General features: G+C 66.1%; 16 protein-coding genes. 5 read left to right on the top strand and 11 right to left on the bottom strand.

All coding sequences use genetic code 11. The annotated features are described in order from the left end of the window. Positions 1–4 precede the first annotated feature (4 nt). Positions 5–1,132, top strand: a complete 1,128-nt coding sequence (locus tag NOV86_RS20735; protein WP_267643732.1) for a DUF63 family protein — start codon at positions 5–7, stop codon at positions 1,130–1,132. Positions 1,133–1,269: 137 nt separating this feature from the next. Here NOV86_RS20735 and NOV86_RS20730 read toward each other — a convergent pair whose 3' ends face one another. From NOV86_RS20730 to NOV86_RS20715, 4 genes are all read right to left on the bottom strand, one after another. After that, positions 1,270–1,833, bottom strand: a complete 564-nt coding sequence (locus NOV86_RS20730) for an NUDIX hydrolase (RefSeq protein WP_267643731.1) — start codon at positions 1,831–1,833, stop codon at positions 1,270–1,272. A 97-nt stretch (positions 1,834–1,930) separates the two neighbouring features. Beyond that, positions 1,931–2,434: a hypothetical protein gene (locus tag NOV86_RS20725; RefSeq protein WP_267643730.1), complete on the bottom strand. Its 504-nt coding sequence runs from the start codon at positions 2,432–2,434 to the stop codon at positions 1,931–1,933. A gap of 78 nt (positions 2,435–2,512) precedes the next feature. Further along, positions 2,513–2,743, bottom strand: a complete 231-nt coding sequence (locus NOV86_RS20720; protein ID WP_267643729.1) for a DUF8028 family protein — start codon at positions 2,741–2,743, stop codon at positions 2,513–2,515. 281 nt (positions 2,744–3,024) lie between these two features. Further along, positions 3,025–5,313, bottom strand: a complete 2,289-nt coding sequence (locus tag NOV86_RS20715) for a S8 family peptidase (RefSeq protein WP_267643728.1) — start codon at positions 5,311–5,313, stop codon at positions 3,025–3,027. A gap of 508 nt (positions 5,314–5,821) precedes the next feature. Between NOV86_RS20715 and NOV86_RS20710 the strand changes: the two genes are divergently transcribed. Next, positions 5,822–6,133 carry a helix-turn-helix transcriptional regulator gene (locus NOV86_RS20710; protein ID WP_267643727.1) on the top strand — a complete coding sequence of 104 codons (312 nt, stop codon included), beginning with the start codon at positions 5,822–5,824 and terminating at the stop codon, positions 6,131–6,133. 795 nt (positions 6,134–6,928) lie between these two features. After that, the gene (locus NOV86_RS20705) at positions 6,929–7,222 is read left to right on the top strand and encodes a PadR family transcriptional regulator (RefSeq protein ID WP_267643726.1); all 294 of its coding nucleotides are present in this window, start codon (positions 6,929–6,931) and stop codon (positions 7,220–7,222) included. 152 nt (positions 7,223–7,374) lie between these two features. Here the strand turns inward: NOV86_RS20705 and NOV86_RS20700 are convergent, their stop codons facing one another. From NOV86_RS20700 to NOV86_RS20680, 5 genes are all read right to left on the bottom strand, one after another. Continuing rightward, on the bottom strand, positions 7,375–8,568 hold the full coding sequence (locus NOV86_RS20700) for an ABC transporter permease subunit (protein WP_267643725.1): 1,194 nt from the start codon (positions 8,566–8,568) through the stop codon (positions 7,375–7,377). Positions 8,569–8,675: 107 nt separating this feature from the next. Beyond that, positions 8,676–11,144, bottom strand: a complete 2,469-nt coding sequence (locus NOV86_RS20695; RefSeq protein ID WP_267643724.1) for a DEAD/DEAH box helicase — start codon at positions 11,142–11,144, stop codon at positions 8,676–8,678. Positions 11,145–11,237: 93 nt separating this feature from the next. Next, on the bottom strand, positions 11,238–12,713 hold the full coding sequence (locus NOV86_RS20690; protein WP_267643723.1) for a ribonuclease H-like domain-containing protein: 1,476 nt from the start codon (positions 12,711–12,713) through the stop codon (positions 11,238–11,240). Between the two features lie 12 nt (positions 12,714–12,725). After that, on the bottom strand, positions 12,726–13,472 hold the full coding sequence (locus NOV86_RS20685; protein WP_267643722.1) for a class I SAM-dependent methyltransferase: 747 nt from the start codon (positions 13,470–13,472) through the stop codon (positions 12,726–12,728). A gap of 97 nt (positions 13,473–13,569) precedes the next feature. Beyond that, positions 13,570–14,358 carry a DICT sensory domain-containing protein gene (locus NOV86_RS20680; protein ID WP_267643721.1) on the bottom strand — a complete coding sequence of 263 codons (789 nt, stop codon included), beginning with the start codon at positions 14,356–14,358 and terminating at the stop codon, positions 13,570–13,572. 1,995 nt (positions 14,359–16,353) lie between these two features. On the opposite strand from NOV86_RS20680, the gene NOV86_RS20675 reads away from it, so the two are divergent. Beyond that, complete coding sequence (locus NOV86_RS20675; protein ID WP_267643720.1) at positions 16,354–17,559, top strand: Cdc6/Cdc18 family protein; 1,206 nt, start codon at positions 16,354–16,356, stop codon at positions 17,557–17,559. A 542-nt stretch (positions 17,560–18,101) separates the two neighbouring features. Beyond that, a complete protein-coding gene (locus NOV86_RS20670) occupies positions 18,102–18,872 on the top strand; it encodes a DUF7983 family protein (RefSeq protein WP_267643719.1) in 771 nt (256 codons plus the stop codon). 110 nt (positions 18,873–18,982) lie between these two features. Here NOV86_RS20670 and NOV86_RS20665 read toward each other — a convergent pair whose 3' ends face one another. Both NOV86_RS20665 and NOV86_RS20660 read right to left on the bottom strand, forming a co-directional pair. Continuing rightward, positions 18,983–19,921 (bottom strand): DUF7983 family protein, encoded by a 939-nt coding sequence (locus NOV86_RS20665; RefSeq protein WP_267643718.1) that lies wholly within the window; start codon positions 19,919–19,921, stop codon positions 18,983–18,985. 78 nt (positions 19,922–19,999) lie between these two features. Further along, complete coding sequence (locus NOV86_RS20660; RefSeq protein WP_267643717.1) at positions 20,000–21,847, bottom strand: PINc/VapC family ATPase; 1,848 nt, start codon at positions 21,845–21,847, stop codon at positions 20,000–20,002. Positions 21,848–21,971: the final 124 nt, after the last annotated feature.

Genomic DNA, 21,971 nt, shown 5'->3' with positions numbered 1-21,971 from the left:
CACTATGCAACAGCTACGACACAGAATCGACCCGTTCGCGGTGTGGATCGCGGCGGCCCTGCTGGGAGTGCTCGCGCTCTCGGCGACGGCCGTCTACCAGACGACAAGACCGGCGGTGCTGGGGTTCCTGTGGCCCAATGTGCTCGGCCCCATCGTCGCCCGCGGCTCCAACTCGGAGTGCGTCGTGCTCACGGACGGGCGGGTGACCGTCCCGTCGGGCGAGTGCGTCGCGCCGGCCGGTGCCGTCGCCGCCGGCCCGGACCTGACCGTCCTCGGGGCGGGCATGCTCGCGCTGGTGCTCGGCTTCTTCGTGGTGGGGGCGTTGCTCCTGCTGGAGACGCTCGACGCCCGCGAGACGCGGGAGTTCTTCTACGCGGTCGTGCCCTTCATGGCGCTGACCGGCGTGTTGCTCGCCATCGGGCAGGGCGCGAGCCGGCTCCCGAACGGCCCGCTCGACCTGCTCCCGTTCCCGTTCAACCTCGGGCTGGTCACGTCGGTCGTCTACCTCTCGGCGGTCACGCTGACGGTCCTCGTCATCGCGCTGGGGGTGTTCCTTGAACGCCACGACCGGGTGCCGAGTTTCCACCAGTTCGCCGCCAGCGTCGGTGCTGCCGGCCTGGCTGTGGCGCTGCTGCTCGGTGTCGTGCTGGCGCTGACGACGGAGGTCGGGCGCCTCACCGTCGGCTCGATGGCCGGGATGGCGGTCGTGCTCGTCCTGACGACGGTGCTCGCGGTCGTGGTCTGGGCCGGGCTCGCACGCGCGATGCCCGACGTGGTGACCGGTATCGGCGCGATGGGGCTCGTCGTGTTCTGGGCGTTCCTGCTCAACGGGGTGGCGACCGTCGTCGCCCTCGACTGGGCCGGCGTGTTCGGCATCGAATCGGTCGGGTTCACGCCGAACTTCGTCGGGCAGATCGTCGTCGCCCTGACGGCGGCCCTGCTGCCGAGTGGGCTCGGCACCGCGTGGCCCTACCTGCTCGTCCAGCTCGGCATCGGCATCGTGGTCGCGTCGAGCTTCGAGGAGTCGGAGGTGACGACGACCACGCCCGCGCTGTTGCTCCTGACCGCGGTGGTCGCCTTCGGGCTCGTGACGGGCGTCCAGGTGCTCGTGGCGATGACGTTCGGGCTCTGAGCCGCGGTTTCGCGTAGTCGCACCTGCGTCTGTTCTCTGCTGTTTTCCCTTCCTGCTGTTTCCGTGTTGCTGGGTCCGAAGAGCAGTGGCTCGGACTGATTCGGACAGATACTCGCAGGGATAGGGGCTCGCAGTTGCTACTTGCGAAGAGCCTCGCCTGACCCGTCGAGCAACCCCAGAAGCGTGTCCACCCCGACCGCGCGGAGGTGGCCCTCCTCGTCGGTGAGTTCGGCCGCTATCTCGGCTCGGGTCCACCAGCGGGCGTCGGCCGCATCGCTGGCGGCCTGGATGGTGCCGGTCGTCTCCGTGCTGGCGACGGCGTAGACGAGTGCCACGTCGGTCTCGCCGGACCCGTAATCGAGGAAGCCGTCACAGACGAGCGTGAGTGCCCCGGGTGCGGCAGCGAGGCCGGTCTCCTCTTCGAGTTCCCGAGCGGCCGCCTGCCGGGCGCGTTCGCCGGCCTCGACGTATCCGCCGGGGGTCGCCCAGGCGCCGATGTCGTCGGCTGCACCACGCTCGATGAGGAGCACACGGTCGCCGTCGAGGACGGCGGTCCTGGCCATCACGCTGGCGTTGTGGTAGATGGTCACGCCACAGTCGCTGCAGTGTGGCCGGGGGCCGTCGTCGGTGTCGCGGCGCGTCAGCGGTTCGCCACAGCGCGGGCAGTAGTCGGGAGCGTCCCCGTGGAGTACCCAGACCATGCGCGAGGCTATTCGACGGACCCAGAAAAGTGTCGGGGAGCGACCATGTCGCTGGGTGGGACGACGCGGTCGAGAACGAGCAGATAGCGAGAACGGATCAGGCGTCACCGACGAGCTGCGAGGATTCCTCGCGGCCCATGGTGTAGACGAGCACGTACGTCCCGGCCATGACGAGGCCGTAGAGGACGTGGATGATGAGCCCGGTCGTGTCGAGGGTCGGGATGGTCGGGTTGCTGACGACGTTCATCGACGAGAGCCAGACCGGCATCGCGACGCCGGCGGCGACGAACCAGAGCACGATACCGTAGGTCATCCCGAGCAGGCCCATCGCGAGCGTCGAGACCAGGTACCGGCCCGCGGACGTGAACGTCAGCAGGAGGCCGAAGACGAGCCCGAAGACGACGCTGACGACGAGGTGGACGGCCCAGGCGACGGCGAGCGATTCCTGCCCGACGAGCCCGGCGACCGTCGTCATCGTCCCGGTCGAGTACTGCATCAGCAGGCCCATCACGAACCCGCCGACCATGCCCGCCGCGACCGACTGTGCGAGGGGCACCTCCCTGTTCTCCAGTTTCACCCATGCTGTGCGCTTGGAAGTCATAGATTCTCCTCGGTGGTACTAGTCGTCGAAGAAGTATAACCGCGGCAGTAACGCGCTCGAAAGGTGGGCGTGCCTGCCTCACCGCAGGCCGTGTCCGTGGCCGAGCAAGAGTGCAACGACGTTCACAGAGAGCGTGCCACAGAACACGAGGAAACTCGTCGTCGAGCCGATACCGACGACGATGATAAAGACGAGCACGAAGGGCAATACGATAGCGAGCCAGAACGCGACCCACATGAGAACACGCGAAGGCGACAGCCGGCGGTACGCGGTCTTGCGAACCCCCGGCGAATCGCTTCCTGATACCATCAACGTCTCACCGTACTCGGTCTGTCGGTGACCGCTGGGCGGCGTCCCGGGATGACCCCACAGCATCGTGTGGTCGTTGGAGACGCCGTCCAGCAGTCCCTGAGAGGGACGTCCCCTACAACCCCCATGGGACTAACCCTCACACTGAAGTATGCGCTGGACTGATTTAACGGAAACCTGTCTTCGAGGTACGCGACTAACGAGCGCGTTACACAAATAACGGCGTAACGGGTAGCGCCGCGACAGCGAGAAACAGGGGAATGACAGCCGGGCCGGGGAGTTCAGGCCGAGGTCGTGAACTCCATCTGACCGCTGAAGACCTCGTTGCCGGCGTCGTCGAAGGCACGGATGACCGAGACGTACGTCGTGCTGGCCGCGAGGCCCCAGATCATCTCGTCGACCTCACCCGGCGTCGTGCGGGTGTCGGAGTCGTCCACCGCGAACGTGTTCGCCTTGTTGCCCTTCTCCCAGAACTGGAACTCGGTGTAGACCTCACCGACGCCGCTGTCGATGCTGGTGATCTCGCCGCTGAGCTTCGCGGCGTAGGACGTGGACCAGTCGGGCGAGTCGTTGATGGTCACGGCGAACGGGCCGTCCGGTTGCTCGGGCGCGTCGCCCGTCGTGAAGGACGTGGCGGCACCGGAGACCGAGGAGGTGCCGTCGTCGGCGTACGCCTCGAACTCGTAGCCGGTCGAGGCGTCGAGGCCGCTGACGTCGACCGAGAAGCTCCCGGTCGAGGACTGGCTACCGGCGGAGGCGGACTGCTCGGTGCCCGAGCGGTCGCCCGCGACCCAGTAGTTCACGCCCACGTCGGCCGAGCCGCTCTCGCCGAGGCTCGTGACCTCGCCCGAGAGGGTCGCGCCGGAGTCCGTGACGTTGCTCGCGGAGCCGGTCTTGACGCCGAGGGACGGCGTGTTGCCGGTCGTGAACGTGACCTGCGAGCCGAAGTCCTCGTCGGTGTCCCAGTCGGGGTTGGCGTAGGCCTGCACGACGTAGGTGGTGTCGGCGCGGAGCTCGCTGACGGAGAGCGAGAACTCGCCCGTCGCGGTCTTCTCGCCGACCTCGCGGCGCTCGAGCGTCGCGTCCTTCATGCCCTCGGCCCACCAGTGGAAGCCGACGTCGGCCTCGTCGTGGTTCCCGAGGCTCTGGAGGTTGCCCGTGAGCGTCGCCGTGTTGTCCCCGACGTCCGCGACGGGTGCCGTGGTGACGCTGAGTGCGCCGGTCGTGGTGAACTCGCGTGCGGCGCCCGTGACCTCGGTGCCACTGTCGTCGACCGCGTACGCGAGGAACTGGTAGGTGACGCCCTCGGTCAGGCCGGAGACGCTGGAGGAGAAGGTGCCGGCGGCGGACTTCGAGCCGACCTCGACGGTCTGCTCGGTGCCGCTGCGGTCACCGGACTGCCAGTACTTGAAGCCGACCGTGGCGGAGCTCGCGTCGCCGAGGCCGGTCAGCTCGCCGTTGAGCGTCGCCTGGGTCGTGCCGAGGTCGGTGACGGAGCGCGTCTCGACCGCGAAGGTCGCCGGCTCGTCGCCACCGCCGCCGCCGTCGCCGACCGCGGCCTCGACGTCGAGCAGGCCCGCACCCTGCTCGTTGTCCGCGTGGCCGAGGTCCTCGGCGGTGTCGGTCAGGCGCTTGCGCGTCTCGGACGCGCTGAGACCCTGTGCACGGAGCAGTCCAGCAGCACCGGAGACGTGGGGGGTCGCCATCGACGTCCCGGAGTACTTCTGGTAGCCGCCGCCCTTGACACAGGAGAGGATGTCGCTACCGGGTGCGCACATCTCGACCTCCGGACCGGTCGAGGAGAAACTCGACATCGAGTCGTCGGAGGCCGTCGAACCGATCGCCATCGACTCGGGGTAAGCACCGGGGTAGTGGACACAGTCGGTACACGGTCCCTCGTTGCCCGCCGCGGAGATGATGATGACGTCGCGGTCCTGTGCGTACTGGAGCGCGTCGCGGATGGTCGAGGACCCCGAGGAGGCACCCAGACTCATCGAGATGACGCCGTAGCCCTGGTCGGCGGCCCACTTGATGCCCTCTGCGACGCCGCTCGCGGACCCGGACCCGGACCCGGAGAGAACCTTCACCGCGTGCAGGGTCGCCTGCGTCGAGACGCCGATGACACCCTCGTCGTTGTTGACGGCGTTCGCGATACCGGCACAGTGCGTGCCGTGACTGTGGTCGTCGTCCCAGTCCTCGACACAGTCGGTGCCCGAACAGTTCTCGACCGCGTAGCCCTTCCCGAGGTTGGGCTGCAGGTCGGGGTGGTCCGCGTCGATACCCGTGTCGAGGATGGCGATGTGTGCACCCTCACCCGTCTGGCCGTTGCTGTGGACCACGTCGGCGTCGACCCGGTCGATGCCCCACGGCTTGGACTGGGCCAACGCGTGCACGGTCACGTCTTCCTCGACGTACCGGACGTCGTTGTTGCGCTGGAGGCTCTTGATGGCCTGGTCCGAGAAGTTTCCGACCAGCGCGTTCCCACGGTCACCGAAGTCGAGTTCCTTGTCGATAGATGCAGCCTTCTTCTTCGCAACCTCGATGCCGAACAGTGATTTCGTTCCTACCACACGACGTTTCCGTCGTGTGTCCGCCTCTGCGGCGAGAGCTGTACCAATACCTTCGGCGGCGACCACACCGCCACCTATACTTTGCAGTATCCGTCGTCGCGAGATTCGCTTGCTGCTCATTGTGTGCTTGCACCGGTCGCCCAGGGGGGATTCGGGCAACCGTGGTGTTTGTCTCAGCTTGCTACTGAGCTACTCTGGGGTTATCGACCCGGATGTCTTAAGTCTATTTCACAGAAAGTCACATTTTCTGAAATAAGTTGGCCAAAAATCATATATTACTGGGGAAATCGTGTCGTCTTAGTTTGTTATTCGTATTCACACTTATGGCCGAACGGCCGGCGGCTACGTCACGTACGTCTCTTGGTAACGTGTAACTTACTCTCTTACGGCGGCGGTAACCACGCATTAGAAACCGGGTAAACCGCGGGTAACACGGGTACGAAACTGTTATTCGGTGGTCTGAGACTGGGTAGGGTGCTAAATATACTTGTGACTAGTATCGAAGTGGATGCAAGATCTAAGTGGATTCCAGCGAGATCTCCTCTACGTTATCGCCAGCCTCGACCGGCCACACGGTCTGGCCATCAAGCGAGAGCTAGAGCGGTACTACGGCAAGCGCATCAACGAGGGACGGTTGTATCCGAACCTCGATGTGCTCGTCGAAGAGGACCTCGTCCGGAAAGGACAGAAGGACCGCAGAACGAACTACTACGAGTTGACACGGACGGGAGTCGACGACCTGTTGGCGCGACACGAATGGGAGGCTACGAAGCTGGAGAACGTCGAAGAGTTCGAAGGCAAGGAAGCGAAGACGCAGTGACGGGGACTGCTGTAGAACGTCACCGTGGCGACCGCACGAACGGTCGCGGTCACCACGTGACAGCATCCCAGCTGGCCCCGTAGTGCAGCCGCGTCGCGGCTGTAGCGCGCCTCGCGTGCGTACCACCTATTCCGATAGAGGCCCGGCAGCGCCGGTTCGTATTCCGGCGACTGCCGCGTTCTCTACATCATGACGAAGCCACGAGACACCATCGCCGAGACGCATCGCCGACGGCCTGGAACGCATCACGATGGCCCGAGACGCATCGAGTACGGTGTGTCTGTGCACCGGTCCCCGGTTCGTAGTAATCGAGGTTAGACAATCGTCGTTTTCCACGGTGATGATATGACGGTGCTGGGCCGTATCGACCGAGATATTCGTCCATGTTTGTATAGAAACGCGTATCCCTCTCTGTATTTACTCCCGGTTCGACAGAGAAACCCGGTTTCTACCCCGACAATCGTCGAACATCCGGGCATGATGGCTACCGGTACAAACCAGAGCCTTTTACGTATCGCTTTCCTCAGTAACGGATACCTGTTCCACGGCACCCGGTGCATCCCGTCGTCACGACCGTCTCGGCGGTGCACTCGACGCCAGCGCTCCCGTTCTCGGCAATCGTGATCAAGACAATCCGTCGAATATCCATCCGCGATTACCTCTCTCCGAACGTATTCCAGTCCAGACACACGAGACTGGGATGAAACCAGACTGCGGAGTCTGTGAGCGAAAGGTTGCCCGGTTCTAGATTCAAAAATCAAAACACTCTTTTTCCCCCGATACTTTGTCCCATTCATGTACGACCTGACTGGATTCCAGCGGGACCTGTTGTACGTCATCGCAGGGCTCGACGAACCGCACGGGCTTGCCATCAAGGACGAGCTCGAGAACTACTACGAATCAGAGATCCACCACGGCCGACTCTACCCGAACCTCGACACCCTCGTCGACAAGGGCCTCGTCGAGAAGGGTGAACTCGACCGCCGGACGAACTTCTACACCCTGACCCGCCGCGGTCGCCGCGAGATCGAGGCGCGCCAGGAGTGGGAAGCACAGTATCTGGACGAACTCGCCCGCGCAGAAGCGTAACGTCGTACATCCGGTCCCGCTGCCGACAGACAGCGAGGGCCCGGTAACTCGCTTCGACTGACGAAGTGCGGCGCTCACGCGTCGCAAGGCACCCCCCGATTCTTTCGACACCACGAACCGGCGAGCCGCGGCACTCGGTAGACGGCCTCCCGCTATCGTGGGGTCCGTGACCGGGTCGGCAGTGGCACGACGTCGGCCACCACGTCGGCCGCGAACCGGACGCCGACGACCGTCGCCGTCAGCAGGACGAACAGCCCCTCGGTGAGGGGAAGGTCGCCCTGGAGTGCGGCCTGGAAGAAGACGTCCGCGAGTCCGTGGACGCCGAAGAGGACCTCGACGACGAGGACCGAGCCGAGGAGCACGACGAGGAAGCGGTCCAGCGACCGGCTCACCCGTGCGAGGACGACGGGCGCGAGGTGTCGGCCGACCAGCGTGGTCGCCGGAAGCCCCCGCGTCTTCGCGGCGGTCACGAACGTCTCCTGGCTGGTCTCGTTGACGACGCGCCGCCAGGTGGGCAACTGGCACCCGAAGCAGGCGAGCGCGACGACGGCTGCCGGGACCGCGACGCCCGTGAGTGCGCCCACGAAGGCGTCCAGCGAGAACTGGAACGGCAGCACGACGAGGGTTCGCTCCGCGAGGACGAGAGGTGTCTCGCCGGCGCTCCGGTAGAAGTCGAGGGAGAAGGCGGGTTCGCGGGCGAATCCGCCGTCTGCTAGCTCTGGGCTGGCCACGACGAGCGCCACGGCCGCGACGAAGAACGTCGGGGTCGCTCTCGTCGTCCTGGCGATCACGCCGAGCGCCCTGTCGAGGAGGCTTCCCGGGCGTCGCCCCGCGAGAAGGGCGAGCGTCCCGGCAGCGAGTGTTCCCGCGGTGAAGCCCCAGAAGGCCAGCCAGAGCGTCGGCCCGACGTGGGTCGCGACCACCGACCAGGTCGAGGCAGGAGCCGGGTCGGTCTGCAGGACGTACGAGTGGGGGAACTCCAGCACGAGCAGCTGGGCGAGGTACTCGACCAGGTGCGCGAGGATGGGCGTCTCCATGCCGAGGGTGCGTGTCGTCTGCTGGACCACCTCCCGGGACTCCGGGTACCCGAAGTAGATGGTGTCGATGGGACTCAGGGGGCCGCGTCGGAGGACGAAGAACGCGGCGAGGAGTGCACTCAACAGGGACGCCCCTGCGACGAGGGCCCGTCTCGATACGGTCCGTCTCGTCAGAAGGTTGTGGATGCGAGTGCCGACCGGGACGGCATCTGGTTCGTCTCTGGTGAGAGGTCTGGGGCCGCCGGGGGGAGCGGCGTCTTCGCCGGATTCTGTGTCGGGGACCATGGTGACCTGTTCGTCGCTGCGCATGTTAAAACCAAGCAGGATGTGTACACGGTGTAGACTGTGTAGAATGTGCAGGCTGTGTAGGCAGTGTCGGTGGACAGCCGGGGGGCACCAGAACTGGTCGACTTCGGTCAGTCGTCGTCGGGAAGCCGACCCAGAAGTTCGGTGAGGACATCGACCGCCGCGTCGGTGTGCAGCGGTTCGTTGTCGCTCCCGCACTGGCTGTCCATCACACAGGACGGGCAGCCGCGGGTGCCCTTGCAGGCACACCCGTCGATGCGGTTCCGCGTGGTCGTCGCGAGCGTCTCGACCACCTCGTAGATCGCCTTCGAGAACCCGAGGCCGCCCGAGACGCCGTCGTAGATGAACCAGGTCGGTTTCCCGGTCTCGGCGTGCTGGCTCACCGAGAGGCCGCCGAGGTCGGACTTGTCCATCCGGAGTTCCAGTGGGGCGAGTTTGATCATCCCGTGTTCGGCGCCGTGCAGGCCGCCCATGAATATCTGGTCGACCTTCGAGCCGGGGAGGTCGTCGACGGTCTGTGCGTCCTCCGGGAGGTCCCGGTCCCCGTCGTCTTCCCCATCGTCGTGCCCCTGAGCGTCCCCGTCCCCGAAGACGACGCGCTCGACACACGCTTCGCGCATCCCCTGCGGGAGTTCGACCCACATGAGCTGGGTCCGCATCGAGAGGGGTCCAAGGCCGGTGGGTCGAAGGGGCTGGGTGATCTCCCCGCTGTCGATGTCCCGGCGGCGGAAGTGGCTGTAGTGGACGTCGACGACACCAGTCCCCCAGCACACGCGCCAGCCGTCGCCGAGGTCCTGGGTGTGTTCCTCTTCGAGGTCGTGGATGTCGATGTCCGAGAGGGTCTCGGAGTACTCGTTGGTCTGGACCGACTGGAGTTCGACGTATGGGTTCGGGCGGTCCTCCTCGAAGGCGACCACCTCGTACTCGACGCCCGCGTGAAGGACCAGCGCCCCCTTGTGGAACTCCCGGTAGGCCCGCTCCCTGTCGATGGGCTCCATGTCGATGTCGCCGTCCCGGCGGCGCACGTCGAACTGCGTGCCGCCGGTGTTGTACATCGAGATGTCCATCTGGGGGCGCGGGCCGCCGTCGTAGGTGACGCCGTGGTCGAGGTCGCCGACGAACTCACCCGCGTCTTTGAACATCTCGACGGCGCGGTCGAGGCGCTCGCCGTCGAACCACTCGCGGTCCTCGGTCGTGAGGGGCAGTTCGTGGGCGGCACAGCGGACGTGCTGGGCGTACACCGGGTTGTTCTCCAGGCCGACGACCGCGTCCTCGACGTTGTCGCCGAGGAGGTACGTCGGCTCGTCGAGGATGTACTGGTCGATGGCGTCGGCCCGGGCGACGAGCACCGAGAGGGCGTCCGAGTCGCCCCGCCCGGAGCGACCGAGTTGCTGCCAGAACGACTGTCTGGTGCCGGGATAGCCCGTCAGGACGGTCGCGTCGACGCTCCCGATGTCGATGCCGAGTTCGAGCGCGTTGGTCGAGATGACCGCGTCGAGGCTGCCCGATTTGAGTTCGTACTCGGTCCCCCGGCGGGTCTCCTTGCCGTGGCCGGCGTGGTACGGCTCGACCGAGAGGTACCCCGAGAGGGGGTGGTCGCGGGCCGCGTTGACGGCCTGCTTCGCGCCGATCTCGGTCCCCTGGCGGGACCGGGTGAAGGTGAGGGTCTGGACGCCGTGGAGGCCGAGGTGGGCCGTGAGTGACGCTGCCTGGTCCCCGGCGCTGGCGCGGGCCTGCTTGTACTCTTCCAGGTCGGCGTCCTCGGGAAGGGCGTCGGTGTCCAGTGGCGGGTTCCAGAACACGATGTCGCGGCGGCCGTGGGGACTGCCGTCCTCGGCCACCACCGAGAACGGCGCGCCCGTGAGCCGGCGGGAGTGCTCGGCCGGGTTCCCGATGGTCGCGCTCGTACAGACGAGCTGTGGGTCGCTGTCGTTGTGCGCGAGGACGCGCCGGAGCCGCCGGATGGTCCAGGCGACGTGCATCCCGTGGACGCCGGTGTAGGAGTGCGATTCGTCCACCACGAGGAGCGAGCAGTCGGCGTAGAAGTCGTGCCAGCGCCGGTGGTGGCCGAGGTAGACGTTCACGCCGGCGAAGTTCGTGATGACGACGTCGGCGTGCTCGCGGATGTGCTTGCGCCGGTCCCGGGGCGTGTCGCCGTCGTACACCGCGACCGTCAGGTCGAGTTCGAGGTCGTCGAAGAGGTCCGAGAGCTGGCGTTCCTGGTCGCGAGAGAGCGCCTTCGTCGGGTAGACCAGCAGTGCGGTGGAGTCGGGATTCTCGAGGTAGTTCCGGGCAATCTGGAGGGCGTACACCCAGGTCTTGCCGGACGAGGTCGACGTGGCGACACAGACGTTCTCGCCAGACTCGAGGCGGTCCAGTGCCTTCGCCTGATGCGTGTACGGGTCGAAGGGGAGTCGCCGGGCGAGTTCGGGACGGAGCACCTCGGCGGCGGGGACGCGCTGGGCGTCGCGGGCCTCCTGGATGGCGACGTGGACGATCTGGTCGTCGTAGTCTGGAAAGGAGTCGGCCAGGGTACGGCCGGTGATGGGCAGGTCTCGCTGTGGTGTATCGGAACTCATCTGGCGTCGGGTGTCGGTTCTTGTTCGCGGTGTGTCTTCAACGCTCGCACGCCGGATGGCCGGGAATCGTCGTCCGGGAGCGCGCTGACCGCACTACCAGTCAGAGAGCGACCCCTGGGTCCCGGTGTCGCGGTCGGTGGACCCGTCGCTTCCCGTGCTCAGTAGCCGGTTCGAGTTGGCGAGTTCGTCGTAGACGTGTGCGAGGGCGCGCACGTCGTCCTCGCAATAGGCTTCGAACGATTCCCAGTCGGGTGAACACTCGTCTGGGTCGGCGACCCACTCTCGGTATCGTCTCGCGACCGTCGCGCCGGTCAGGCCGGTCTCGTCACCGGGCCAGCCAAGAGCCTCGGCCACGTCGGGCAGGCGGTTGGTGAGCCCCGGAAGGACGGCGTTGCCATCTTTGACGGCCCACTCGTACGGGTCGAACCGGTAGGTCGAGGTCCAGTCGTCGACGTAGCGCGGGCAGTGCTCGACGACCTGGTCGTGGATGGCACCGAAGTCGAAGTTCCACCCGTTGTAGGCCACGATAGGGCGGCCGCGGGCGTTGGCGACCAGCCAGGACATGAACGCCTCGATCGGCTCGCCCGGCGCGTCGGGGTCGCGCTGGCGGAAGCTCATGTAGTTCCCGGTCGTGGGGTCGAGGACCCCGACGAGCCAGATGACACTCGGCGCGAGACCGTCCGTCTCCACGTCGATGAAGACGGGGTCGCCGGTCGGGAGCGACGCGTCCGCGGTGAGCACGACCCGACCCTCGGTCATGGCTGCAGCCGCCTCGACCACGCTTCTGGCGGTCGAGGCACCGAAACCGTCGAGCGTCTCGATGTCACCGGGCGTCGCGTCGGCCACGTCGGCCCGGGTCCGGTAGCCGGCGCGGCGCAGGGCATCTGCGCGGGTCTCGCCGACGCCGGAGATGGCCCTGAGGCCGAGGCGGGCCGTCGAGAGCGTCTCGACAGAGACCGTCCCGTCGGGGTAGAGGTCGAGACACGTGACTGCGTCGTCGTCCGCGGTACCGGCCCCGTGGACCGTGAGGGCGTTCGGATTTCGGTTCGGTGTGTCGTCTGCATCGCTCGAATCCCACTCCCGACGGTAGTCGCTCGGGAGTGCGCCCGAGATGTGCGTATAGGAACCCGAGGCGTCTCCGAGCGCGGCTTCGTACGGTTCGCGGCCGTCGAGGCTGGCCGAGAGGGTCGTCGTGTCGACCGAGACGTCGAGGAGATTGCTCACGACGAACGTCTCGGTGGCGGTATCGAGGGTCCCCTCCCCTTCGTGGTCACAACGTTCGTGGTCCGCGATGGTCGCCAGCGTCTCGTGGTCGGGCGCGACGAACAGCTCGATACCGCCGACCGTGACTGGCCCGCCCTGGTGCGACGGGTCGCCAGGGATCAACAGCGGTCGGTCGTCGGCGGTGACGACGAGGGCAGCCTGAGCGCGCCGGTCCGGCGACTCGCCGGTGAGGAACACGGCGTCCGGGTCGAAGTGCTCGAACGGGTCCCGGAGTGCGGCGTCCGGCGCGTCCGCGACGAACCGGGGCGGCAGGGCGAGCACACGGGCCGGGTCGGCGCGGGACATACCAGTCCGTCTTCACCCCGTCGGCAAGAGGGTATCGACGGCGGCACGGAGTTCGCTTGCGAGGGCATCGAGCCCGGTGGAAGCGTCCCGGTCCCGCTTGCGCCTGAACCGGCCCCTGACGAGTGGGGTGACCAGCGGGAACGAGGAATCGAGGCGCTCGAACTCGAGGGTCTCGAAGCGGTCGTCGGCCAGGAGCCGGTCGCCGCTCTCGCGGTCGAGGTGACAGCCCGCGGCGACCCGCTTCCACGCCGGTGTGACCGCCGACTGGACGGAACCCGTGACACCGCCAGCGTGGACGTGTTCGAGAATCCGCAACTCGCCGCCCGGTCTGAGGACCCGCGCGAGTTCGTCGATACTCGCGTCGAGGTCGTCGACGGTGCAGAGGACGAGGGAGACCACGGCGACGTCGACCGAGTCGTCCGCGAGCGGAATCGACTCGGCACCCGCGTCGTAGATGGTCACGTCCAGTCCCGCCTCCTCGGCGCGTGTCACGGCGCGCCGGCGCATGTGGCGGTCCGGTTCGACCGCCGAGACGGTGAGCGACGGGCGGTCCCCGGCCGAAGTGTCGTCTGGAGTCTGGTGGGCCGAGTTTCGGGCCGCCGCGTAGTACGGGAACATCGCACCCGTCCCGGTTCCGACGTCGAGGACGTGTCCGGAGAGGTCCTTCGCGAGCCATTCACGGTGCGGCGCGAACACCGTTTCCGCCGGCTTCGTCAGCGGGTCGTAGAGCGCCGCGAACAGCGGGTGGTCGTCGGTCATCTCAGAGTGGGAAGGTAGGAGGTGGTGGCGTATAGAATGTGGCATCCCGTGCCCGACAGTCGCGAGCTTCGGGCGGCCCGTGACCGTGCTGGCCCCGTCAGGAAGAACCGTAGTGAAAGCGCGTCGTGACGTAGTCCAGGACGGTATCGACGCGCTCGTGGTCGAACGTCCAGAACCCCTGCCACTCGTTGCGGCCGACCTCGTAGCAGACCAGCCCCGCGTCCTGTGCGGGGTCGGTCGGGTGCTGGAAGATGACGAACCAGGACCGGCGGAGCTCTTCGTCTCCGTCCTCGCCATGCGGTTCGAGAGGAGAGTCGGGGCCTGGTGTCCAGTTCGGAATGCCGTAGACGTGGACGTCGAGTCCTGTCGAGGCGAGCTTGTCGTACACCTGTCGCGTCCCGCGCTCGTCGTTGATGCGCGAGAGCGTCTGGAACCCCGAGTGGATGGCGCCCGTCCCGGCCTGCCACGCTTTCGCCTCGATGTAGCGCGAGATCTCGATGAGCAGGAACTTCTGTTTGCGCGTGTCGGGATAGCCGACCATGGAGAACGGGGTGTCTGCGAGTTTCAGGATCGCCTCGGGTGTCTCCACCTCGTCCAGCGACCGGGACCCGGAGATGTAGGTGTCGGAGTTGACGAACAACACCGCGTTTCCGATGGATTCGAGCGACGAGGACACCGGTGGTCCGCCGTCGCCCTCGCCGCCGCCGTCGACGAGCACGCGGTCCTCTTCGGCTGCCGGTCCCGAACCCGACTCGGTGACGGTGACCGGCTGCCCCTCGAAGAGTTCCTCCAGCATGCTCTGGACGATGTCTGTCTCGGTTCTATTCACGACTGTCAACGTCCGGTCGACGTCACCGAGGTCGTGAATGAACTCGAGTAGGCTCACGACAATCACTCGGAAATGTGTCTTAATAAGTATTCTCGCCAAACCGTGATAGCCGTCTGATACCATGCCGGGTGGTCTCGTTCGAGAGTGCGACGCCCCGGCGAGAGACACACCTCGTTTCCAGTGAAATCAGGGACGTCGTCCCTCTCCCTCTCCGCTACGACTACCGAGGGGTGCGTCTCGGTCCAACGATGTCGGCCCTCCACCTGAACCGGATTGGCACACGATTTCGCTCTCTGTCACTCTCTCACTCTCAGCGCGCGGCTGGACCGACACCACGTTTCCGGTGAAAACCGCGGGTAGTGTCCTTCCAGCCTGTCGATTTTCGGCCCCGTTCCGAGGCAGTGTACGGTCGATGGAACTCGATGGACCTGACTGGAGGGACGGAGTTTTCGGGGTACTCGATAGGGAGTGCCTCGGAGGAGTCCACACCCGGTGGCACACCGTGTTTCCGGTGAAACGGGCCGAGGTCTGGTGCGCCAGGTACGGAGCAGTGAAACGGCGGTGTCGAATGCTGTAGCGGGACAGGAGCACGACGTGGTAGAAACGCGACGTGGTAGAAACGCGACGTGGTCGGAGCATGACGTGGCAGAGGTGCTTCGTGGCGGAAGCGGTGAGGCAGGAGTCAGAGTCGATGGAGTAGAAGCAATGAGCCAGAAACGATGAGGCAGTCGCGGTGACGGTGAAGACGGACACCTCGTTTCCGGTGAAATCGTCCTTCGAGAAGAGGGAAGCGTGCGAGCCTGCTCTGGAGGGCAGGGACACACACCGGGTTTCCGGTGAAATGGGACTCGGAGGCACCGGGGGGTGGATAGAGGAAATGGTCTCGGCGGTGGTGAGTCGGTCCGAGCTACCGAGGAGGAGGGCGGGAATGGACACGAGAACCGCAATCCCGTCGCCTGGACGGACACCTCATTTCCGGTGAAATCACACGGGATCACGGTGAGGTCGCCGGTGAGTTCGAATACCCGCCCTGCTGGCAGAGAGCGTCGTCTTCAGGGTGGGATGAGCTGTAGACGGGCTGGATAACGCTGGCCGGGTAACGCTGCCGAGTCGGTCGCCACCGGTCGCGGGAACTCACGAGCCGTCACGATAGGTCACGAGACTGGTCTAGATAGGGGGAGGACGTGTAGACACACACACCGGGTTTCCGGTGAAACAGGGTCCGAGGGGAGGGGAAAGATTCTGAGAGCGGCGCTAGAACTGTCGTTCTTCGGATGTTTAAAATAGATGGTTTTAAATAATAATAGGGAGAACAGTCCAGTGATTGACTCGCAAGCTAGTAAAGCGAGCTCTGCTCGCGGCAGGCAGTACTGCGAGCAGACGAAACGAAGGAGACTGACTCACGGAGACTGACTCACGGAGACTAACTCACCGGCGGTTGCTCTTCGGTCGTGTTTAGTTGCACCCGTTTGCGGTCGGTCGGTGACTGCTATCCTGTTGAAGCTCGTCGTCCCATCGAAGACTACCGACCGATCGATCGTTGCCAGGAAATCGTTGGCTTGGAGACCGGCATTCTCTGGAAGCGTGGCGGCTGGGCACGGCGTGGTGGCTGGGCACGGACTACATCTCACGGGAACTCACGACCGGATCTCACGAGACTAGTGTCCGCACGTGTCTCCGTCCAGTTCTGACCCTCCCTTCAGTCGTGATCTCCCCTGCAGTCCCGTGCCCGGTACCAGCCCCGACCCCCCTCCCGGCCACACCTCTGCTTCCAGTGTTTCCCCTGCATCAACTGGAACCCTCCCCCACCTTCGAGCACCATTTCACCGGAAACCCGGTGTGTGTCTCTCGACGGGGCCCCCACCCACGTACCGCGATTACCTCCCGAAACCCCCGCTTCGACTGCACCCCACCCACCCCTTCGCCCCGTTTCACCGGAAACCCGGTGTGTGTGTCTCGTCCATCCTTCACCGAACGACCTCCCTCGAAAAATCCTGACGGGCATGGGGAAACAGCCAAGTCGTTTCACCGGAAACGTGGTGTCCAAGCAAGATGACGAACGCGGATGACCTATTCGTCCGGGAGGACGCTATCTTCGCCAACAAGGAACTCCTCGAGATCAACCACCTGCCGGACGAGGGTCGCATCGTCGGGCGGGACGAGGAGATATCCAACCTCGCGAACGCGGTGAACCCGGCGATATTCGGCCAGAGCCCGAGCAACGTGCTCATCTTCGGGAAGACGGGGACGGGGAAGTCGCTGTGTGCGAAGTACGTCTCGAACCGCCTCACCCAGACCGCGGGCGAGGAAGGGGTGAACGCGGAGTACGCCTACGTCGACTGCGCGCAGGATTCCACGGAGACGCAGGCGGTCCAGACCATCGCGAAGTCCCTGAACGACCCCGACGAGACGGACATCACCATCCCCGACAAGGGTATCAGCACCTCGACGTACTACAAGCGACTCTGGGTCATCCTGGACCAGCTCTACGACGTCTCCCTCGTCATCCTCGACGAGATCGACAAACTCGACAACGACGACATCCTGATGCAGCTCTCGCGCGCCGGCGAAGCCGGGAAGATCACCAACTGCAAGATCGGCGTCATCGGCATCAGTAACAAGATCAAGTACAAGGACCGGATGGACGAGCGCGTCAAGTCCAGTCTCTGCGAACGCGAGTACGTCTTCCCACCCTACGACGCCTCCCAGCTCCGCGAGATCATGACCGCGCGTCGCGACGCGTTCAAACAGGGCGTGCTCGACGACGGGGTCATCCCGCGGGCGGCCGCGCTGGCGGCACGCGAGCACGGTGACGCCCGGAAGGCCATCGACATGCTCCGGTACGCGGGCGAGATCGCCCAGTCGAAGGGCGCGGAGACTGTCCAGGAGGGGTACGTGACCGAGGCGCGCGAGCGTGCCGAGACGGACCGCTTCCGCGAACTCATCCGCGGGTCCACCCCACACTCGCGATACGTGTTGCAGGCGCTGACCGTCCTCTCGCTGAACGAACCCGACGAGGGCGGCTTCCGGACGACGCGTATCTACGACATGTACGAGCAGATCTGCCGCCAGGCCGGCACGTCGGCGCTGTCCCTGCGTCGGGTCCGGGACCTCCTGAAGGAGCACGCCTTCCTCGACATCATCGAGCAGTCGCGCCACAGCGGCGGAAGTGCGGAGGGCAGTTACACCGAGCACCAGTTGCTGGAGGACCCCGAGGTCCTGCGGAAGGTGCTGACGGAGACCGAAGACGAGGAGTAACGGTACCGAAAGCAGCGGACCGAGAGGAGTTCCCCGCGATTGCCGACCGATTTTCGGATCTGGATTTCACCGGAAACCCGGTGTGCGCCCGTCGAGCCGTCGCTTCACCGGAAACGAGGTGTGTGGGTTCGGGCTGTCGGGCGTCGTGGCTGGCCGATTTCACCGGAAACGAGGTGTGGGGTTGCCGTGGGCGGTGAGCCAGCTCGGATTCCACCGGAAACACGGTGTGTGCGAGACCACGGCTGTGATTCGGGCCTCTCCTGAACAGACACGATAGGGTCTGGAACGCGCTTTCTGGCCAGAATTCATCGGAAACGGGGTGTGCTACTGGATGGTCGACAGGCCATGTGGCCTGCTGTGGGCTGACTATGCGACCAGCCGTGCGAGCGAACGCGGGTGTCGCGGATTCCGGACTCCCGGTCGGGAAGGACGCCGACGGGATTCCACCGGAAACCCGGTGTCTCCCAGCCGCCGGCCCGGTGTCGCCCAGCCGCCGACGGGTCTTTGTCGGTGGCCATCGACTCACGACCAGAGTGAACGCCGTGCCTCGAGAGATCACCTGTCCGGTCGCGGAGTGCTCGTACAGTGACGCGCCTGCCATGGTCGCCACGCACATCTCCAGCACCCACGATGGGGCACACGACTGGGAGTCGCTGCCCTTCGACGGGGCGAGAGAGTTCATCGAGGCCGGTGGCTCATCGGGGAGCGACTCCGGGAAGGCTGGCGAATCGAATTCCGGACAGCCCAGCCAGGCTACCACCGACGGCGAGGACCGAGAGTCCCGAGAGGACCGCGATTCCGACGGGGAAGGCGAATCAGCTACCGACATCGACCGGGAGTTCCTGGCTGTCGCGCAAGCACTGTCCACGCTCCTGGACCAGCGTGACCTCTCGTCCCTCGACGACGCCGACGACCATGACCTCGTCGACCTCTACACGCTCAGTTCCGAACTCGAACGCGCCGCGGGCAGCCTGCGGAAGCAGGTCCGCGACGGACTTGTCTCTCGTGTCCCCGAAGACGGGACGCTGGAGAGTGATTGCGGCGAGGTGGCGCGGGCGACCCGGGAACGCCGGACGCTCCGGGACGAGGAGGCGGTCTTCGCGGAACTGGCGGCTGCCGGGGTCTCCCCGCAGGAGGTCATGGGCCTCGACGAGGAGAAGGTAGCAGAGGCCGTCGAGTCGAACGACCTCGACACGGGGGCGGTGTTCAACGTCGAGAGGGCCACCTACGTCCGGAAGGCAGGAGTGAACGAGGCGGCACTGGACCGGCTGGTCGAGAAGGGCAGAGACGACAGGGCGAGCGGAGGCGAGTAACCCGGGGACCGTTCTCCCCGCACGGTCCGGCGAGGGCTCTCTCGCCGAGCGCTCCCTCGTCACGAGCTCCCTCGCCACGAGCTCCCTCGCCACGAGCTCCCCGCCACGAGCTACCTCGCCGCGAGCAGGTCGTCGAGTCTCTCCTCGAGGTCGGCCAGCTCCTCGCGGAGGGCGTCGGCTTCCTCGGACTGGAGGGCGGCGACCCTGTCCTCGATACCCTGGAGCCGGGACTGCTTGCGTGCGGATTCGCTGGCGGTCTTCTGGACGTACTCGATGGTGTCGAGGTCGTACACCGCCGACTCGTCGACGTCGGTCGCGGCGACGACCACGTCGAGCTTGTCCGGGACGACGCCCAGCACCCAGTCCCGGGGCACACCGTGGGCGTCGAGTTCCGGGAGGATATCCTCCTCGCTCTTGAGGGACCGGACCGTCCGACTGGTCCGGGACACCGTCCCGAAGGGGCCGTGAAGCGCGCCCGAGGGGCCGACGTGGTCGAGCAGGGTGGAGCCGACGGCCTGCCGGAGGTCGTCAGCGCCGCGCTGGACGTCCGAGAGGAGGACGTAGAGGTCCACGAGCTGGTCGTCGGGGACGCGGTCGAAGTCGGTGTCGGTCAGCCGGTCGAGCATGTCCGCGAGCAAGAGCGTGTCGTCGTGGACGCGCTCGACCGGCGTCCGGACCTCCCAGCGTGGTCGCAGGAACGGCGTGTCGGTGTGTTCGCCTTCAGCCGATTCTCGCAGAGAGTCGGTCTCCTCGTCGTAGACGTAGCGGGGCGAGAGACTCAGCACCGCGACGTACGGTTCGACACCGCGGGGGACGTCCGAGAGGTCGATCGCCTCGCCGTCGTCGCGGAGCCGGTCGTACAGGACCGAGAACTGGTCCCTGTCGAGCGTCTGGCGTTCGTCCGAGTCCACGAAGGAGGCGACGAGCCGTGTCGAATCGACCGAGGAGACCCTGAAGGGACGCTCCGAGTTCGGTGTGACGAAGACGGTCTCGGGGTCGAGCGACCGGCAGGCAGCCGTCAGCTCTTGCCATACGTCTGCGAATACCATGCGGGAACTACGCTACCTGACGGAATGAGCGTGCCGCAGGATGTCGCTGGACTGGCGAATCACGCCACAGGGTGCCAGCTACTCCGCTTCCCACCGGACGCTGACGTGGCGGCCGTCGTCGATGGCGTCTTCCAGTCGTTCGCCGACGTCACTGCCGCGGGAGACGCGAATCTCGCCGCCTCGGCCGGCCGTCGCCGTGAGAAGGTAGGTCTCATCGACGTACACGTCGGCGGTCTCGCCGGTCGAGACCGGCGTCGGGAGGACGACGTGGTGGGGGGTGAACTCGGGCGAGACCGCGGACTGGCTGACGGTCTCGTCCTCGTCGAGGGCGGCTTTCGGGCCTTGCCATTCCTCGTGGGTCCGGACGTCGATGTCCAGCCCCAGGCGGTCCTCGACCGCGTCGATGCGGTCCCCGCCGGGACCGATGACCGCGGCGATGTCGTCGGCATCGACGTAGACGACGGCGCGGTCGTCTGACTGCAGGTCGACCACGACGTGCCCGCGCGCCATCGACCGTATCTCGCGCTCGATCTCTCGTCGGGCGAGCCGGGAGACACCGGATTCGGATTCCGTCTCCGGTTCGCCAGCGACCGGGACGGTGACGACCTGCCGGCTGAAGAGGTAGAGTTCGTACGCCAGCGCCTCCGTCTCGAAGTCCCGGACCGTGATGACGGGCCGGGTGAGGTCCATCGAGGTCATCCCCTCGGGGAGTTTCACCTCGGTCTCGATGTCGTAGACGGTCTGGATGCGGCCGTCCTCGACGTACACCACGGTATCGACGATCTGGGGGATCATGCCGAACTCGACGCGACCGACGAGGCGCTGGAGGGCGTCGATGGCCCGGGAGGCGTGGACGACGCCGACCATGCCGACGCCGGCGAGTCGCATGTCGGCGAACACCCGGAAGTCGCTGGTCTTGCGGACCTCGTCGAAGATGGTGTAGTCGGGTCTGACGAGCAGGAGCGAGTCGGCGGTCCTGTCCATCCGACCGCCGAGGGCGGTGTACTGGGTGATCTCGGGCCCGACCTGCAGGTCGCGGGGCTTCTCCATCGTCTTCACGACGTTCCCGTTGTCGCCGAGGAAGCGCGCGATGGCCTGGGCGAGCGTGGACTTCCCGGCGCCGGGTGCGCCCGCGACGAGGACGCCGCGCTTGCCTTCGAGCAGGCGAGACTCCAGTTCCGCGGCGTGGTCGTACTCGTCGAGGTCGGTCTGGACGAGCGCGCGGACCGCCGTGATCTCCCAGTCGTCGCTGAACGGCGGGCGGGCGATGGCGATGCGGTACGCGCCGAACTGGACGATCTGCATGCCGCGTTCGTCCAGCTCGACGAACGCCTCGTCGCTCCGGCGGGCTGAATCGAGGATGTCGTGGGCGTACTGGCGCACCTCGTCGGCAGCCAGGGTGTCCTCGTCGATGGCCTCGTAGCGCATCTCGCCGACGTGGCCCCGTTTCGCCATAGGTCTGACGCCGGCCTTGAGGTGGACGCTCATCGTCTGGTCGTCGAAGAAGGAGGCGATGGGGAGGGCGAAACTGGGGACGTAGGGTTCCACGTACTCGACCGCGATGCCCCGGGCCTCGGCGACTCGCGCCTGGACGCGGTCGCTGGTGAACAGGAGGGCGTCGTGGTCGGCGGCGACGTGCCGGATGATGGCGTCGTTCGTCCCGCTGTAGCTGCTTCCGCGGCCGCTCTCTGCCGGCGGGGAATCGACGTACTGGAACTCGATGCGTCCCTCGTCGGCGAGTCGGGCGAGCCGGTCGAGTTCGTCGAGCCCGTCCCACCCCGTCTCCTTCCCCCGATTCGCCTGCGATTCGAGTTCGTCCACGACGATGCCGGGGACGAACACGGCGGCGTCGGCGAACGACCCGTTCTCGACGCGCTCGGAGACCCGGCCGTCGACGACCACGCTCGTGTCTGGGACGACGTTCATACCGGATATACGGCGGCAGTGAGGATATCGTGCGTGCTGACGGCAGTTCGTGTCGGCCCACCTGAACGATACCCCCTCGAATCCACTGGCGGCCCGAGGATTCGCGCGGGAGTTTTACGAACGG

Origin of the sequence: Haloarchaeobius amylolyticus (assembly GCF_026616195.1) — an archaeon.
GTDB classification, from domain to species: Archaea; Halobacteriota; Halobacteria; order Halobacteriales; family Natrialbaceae; genus Haloarchaeobius; species Haloarchaeobius amylolyticus.
Note: the sequence above shows the minus strand (reverse complement) of the source record. Positions and strands in the feature narration are given on the sequence as shown.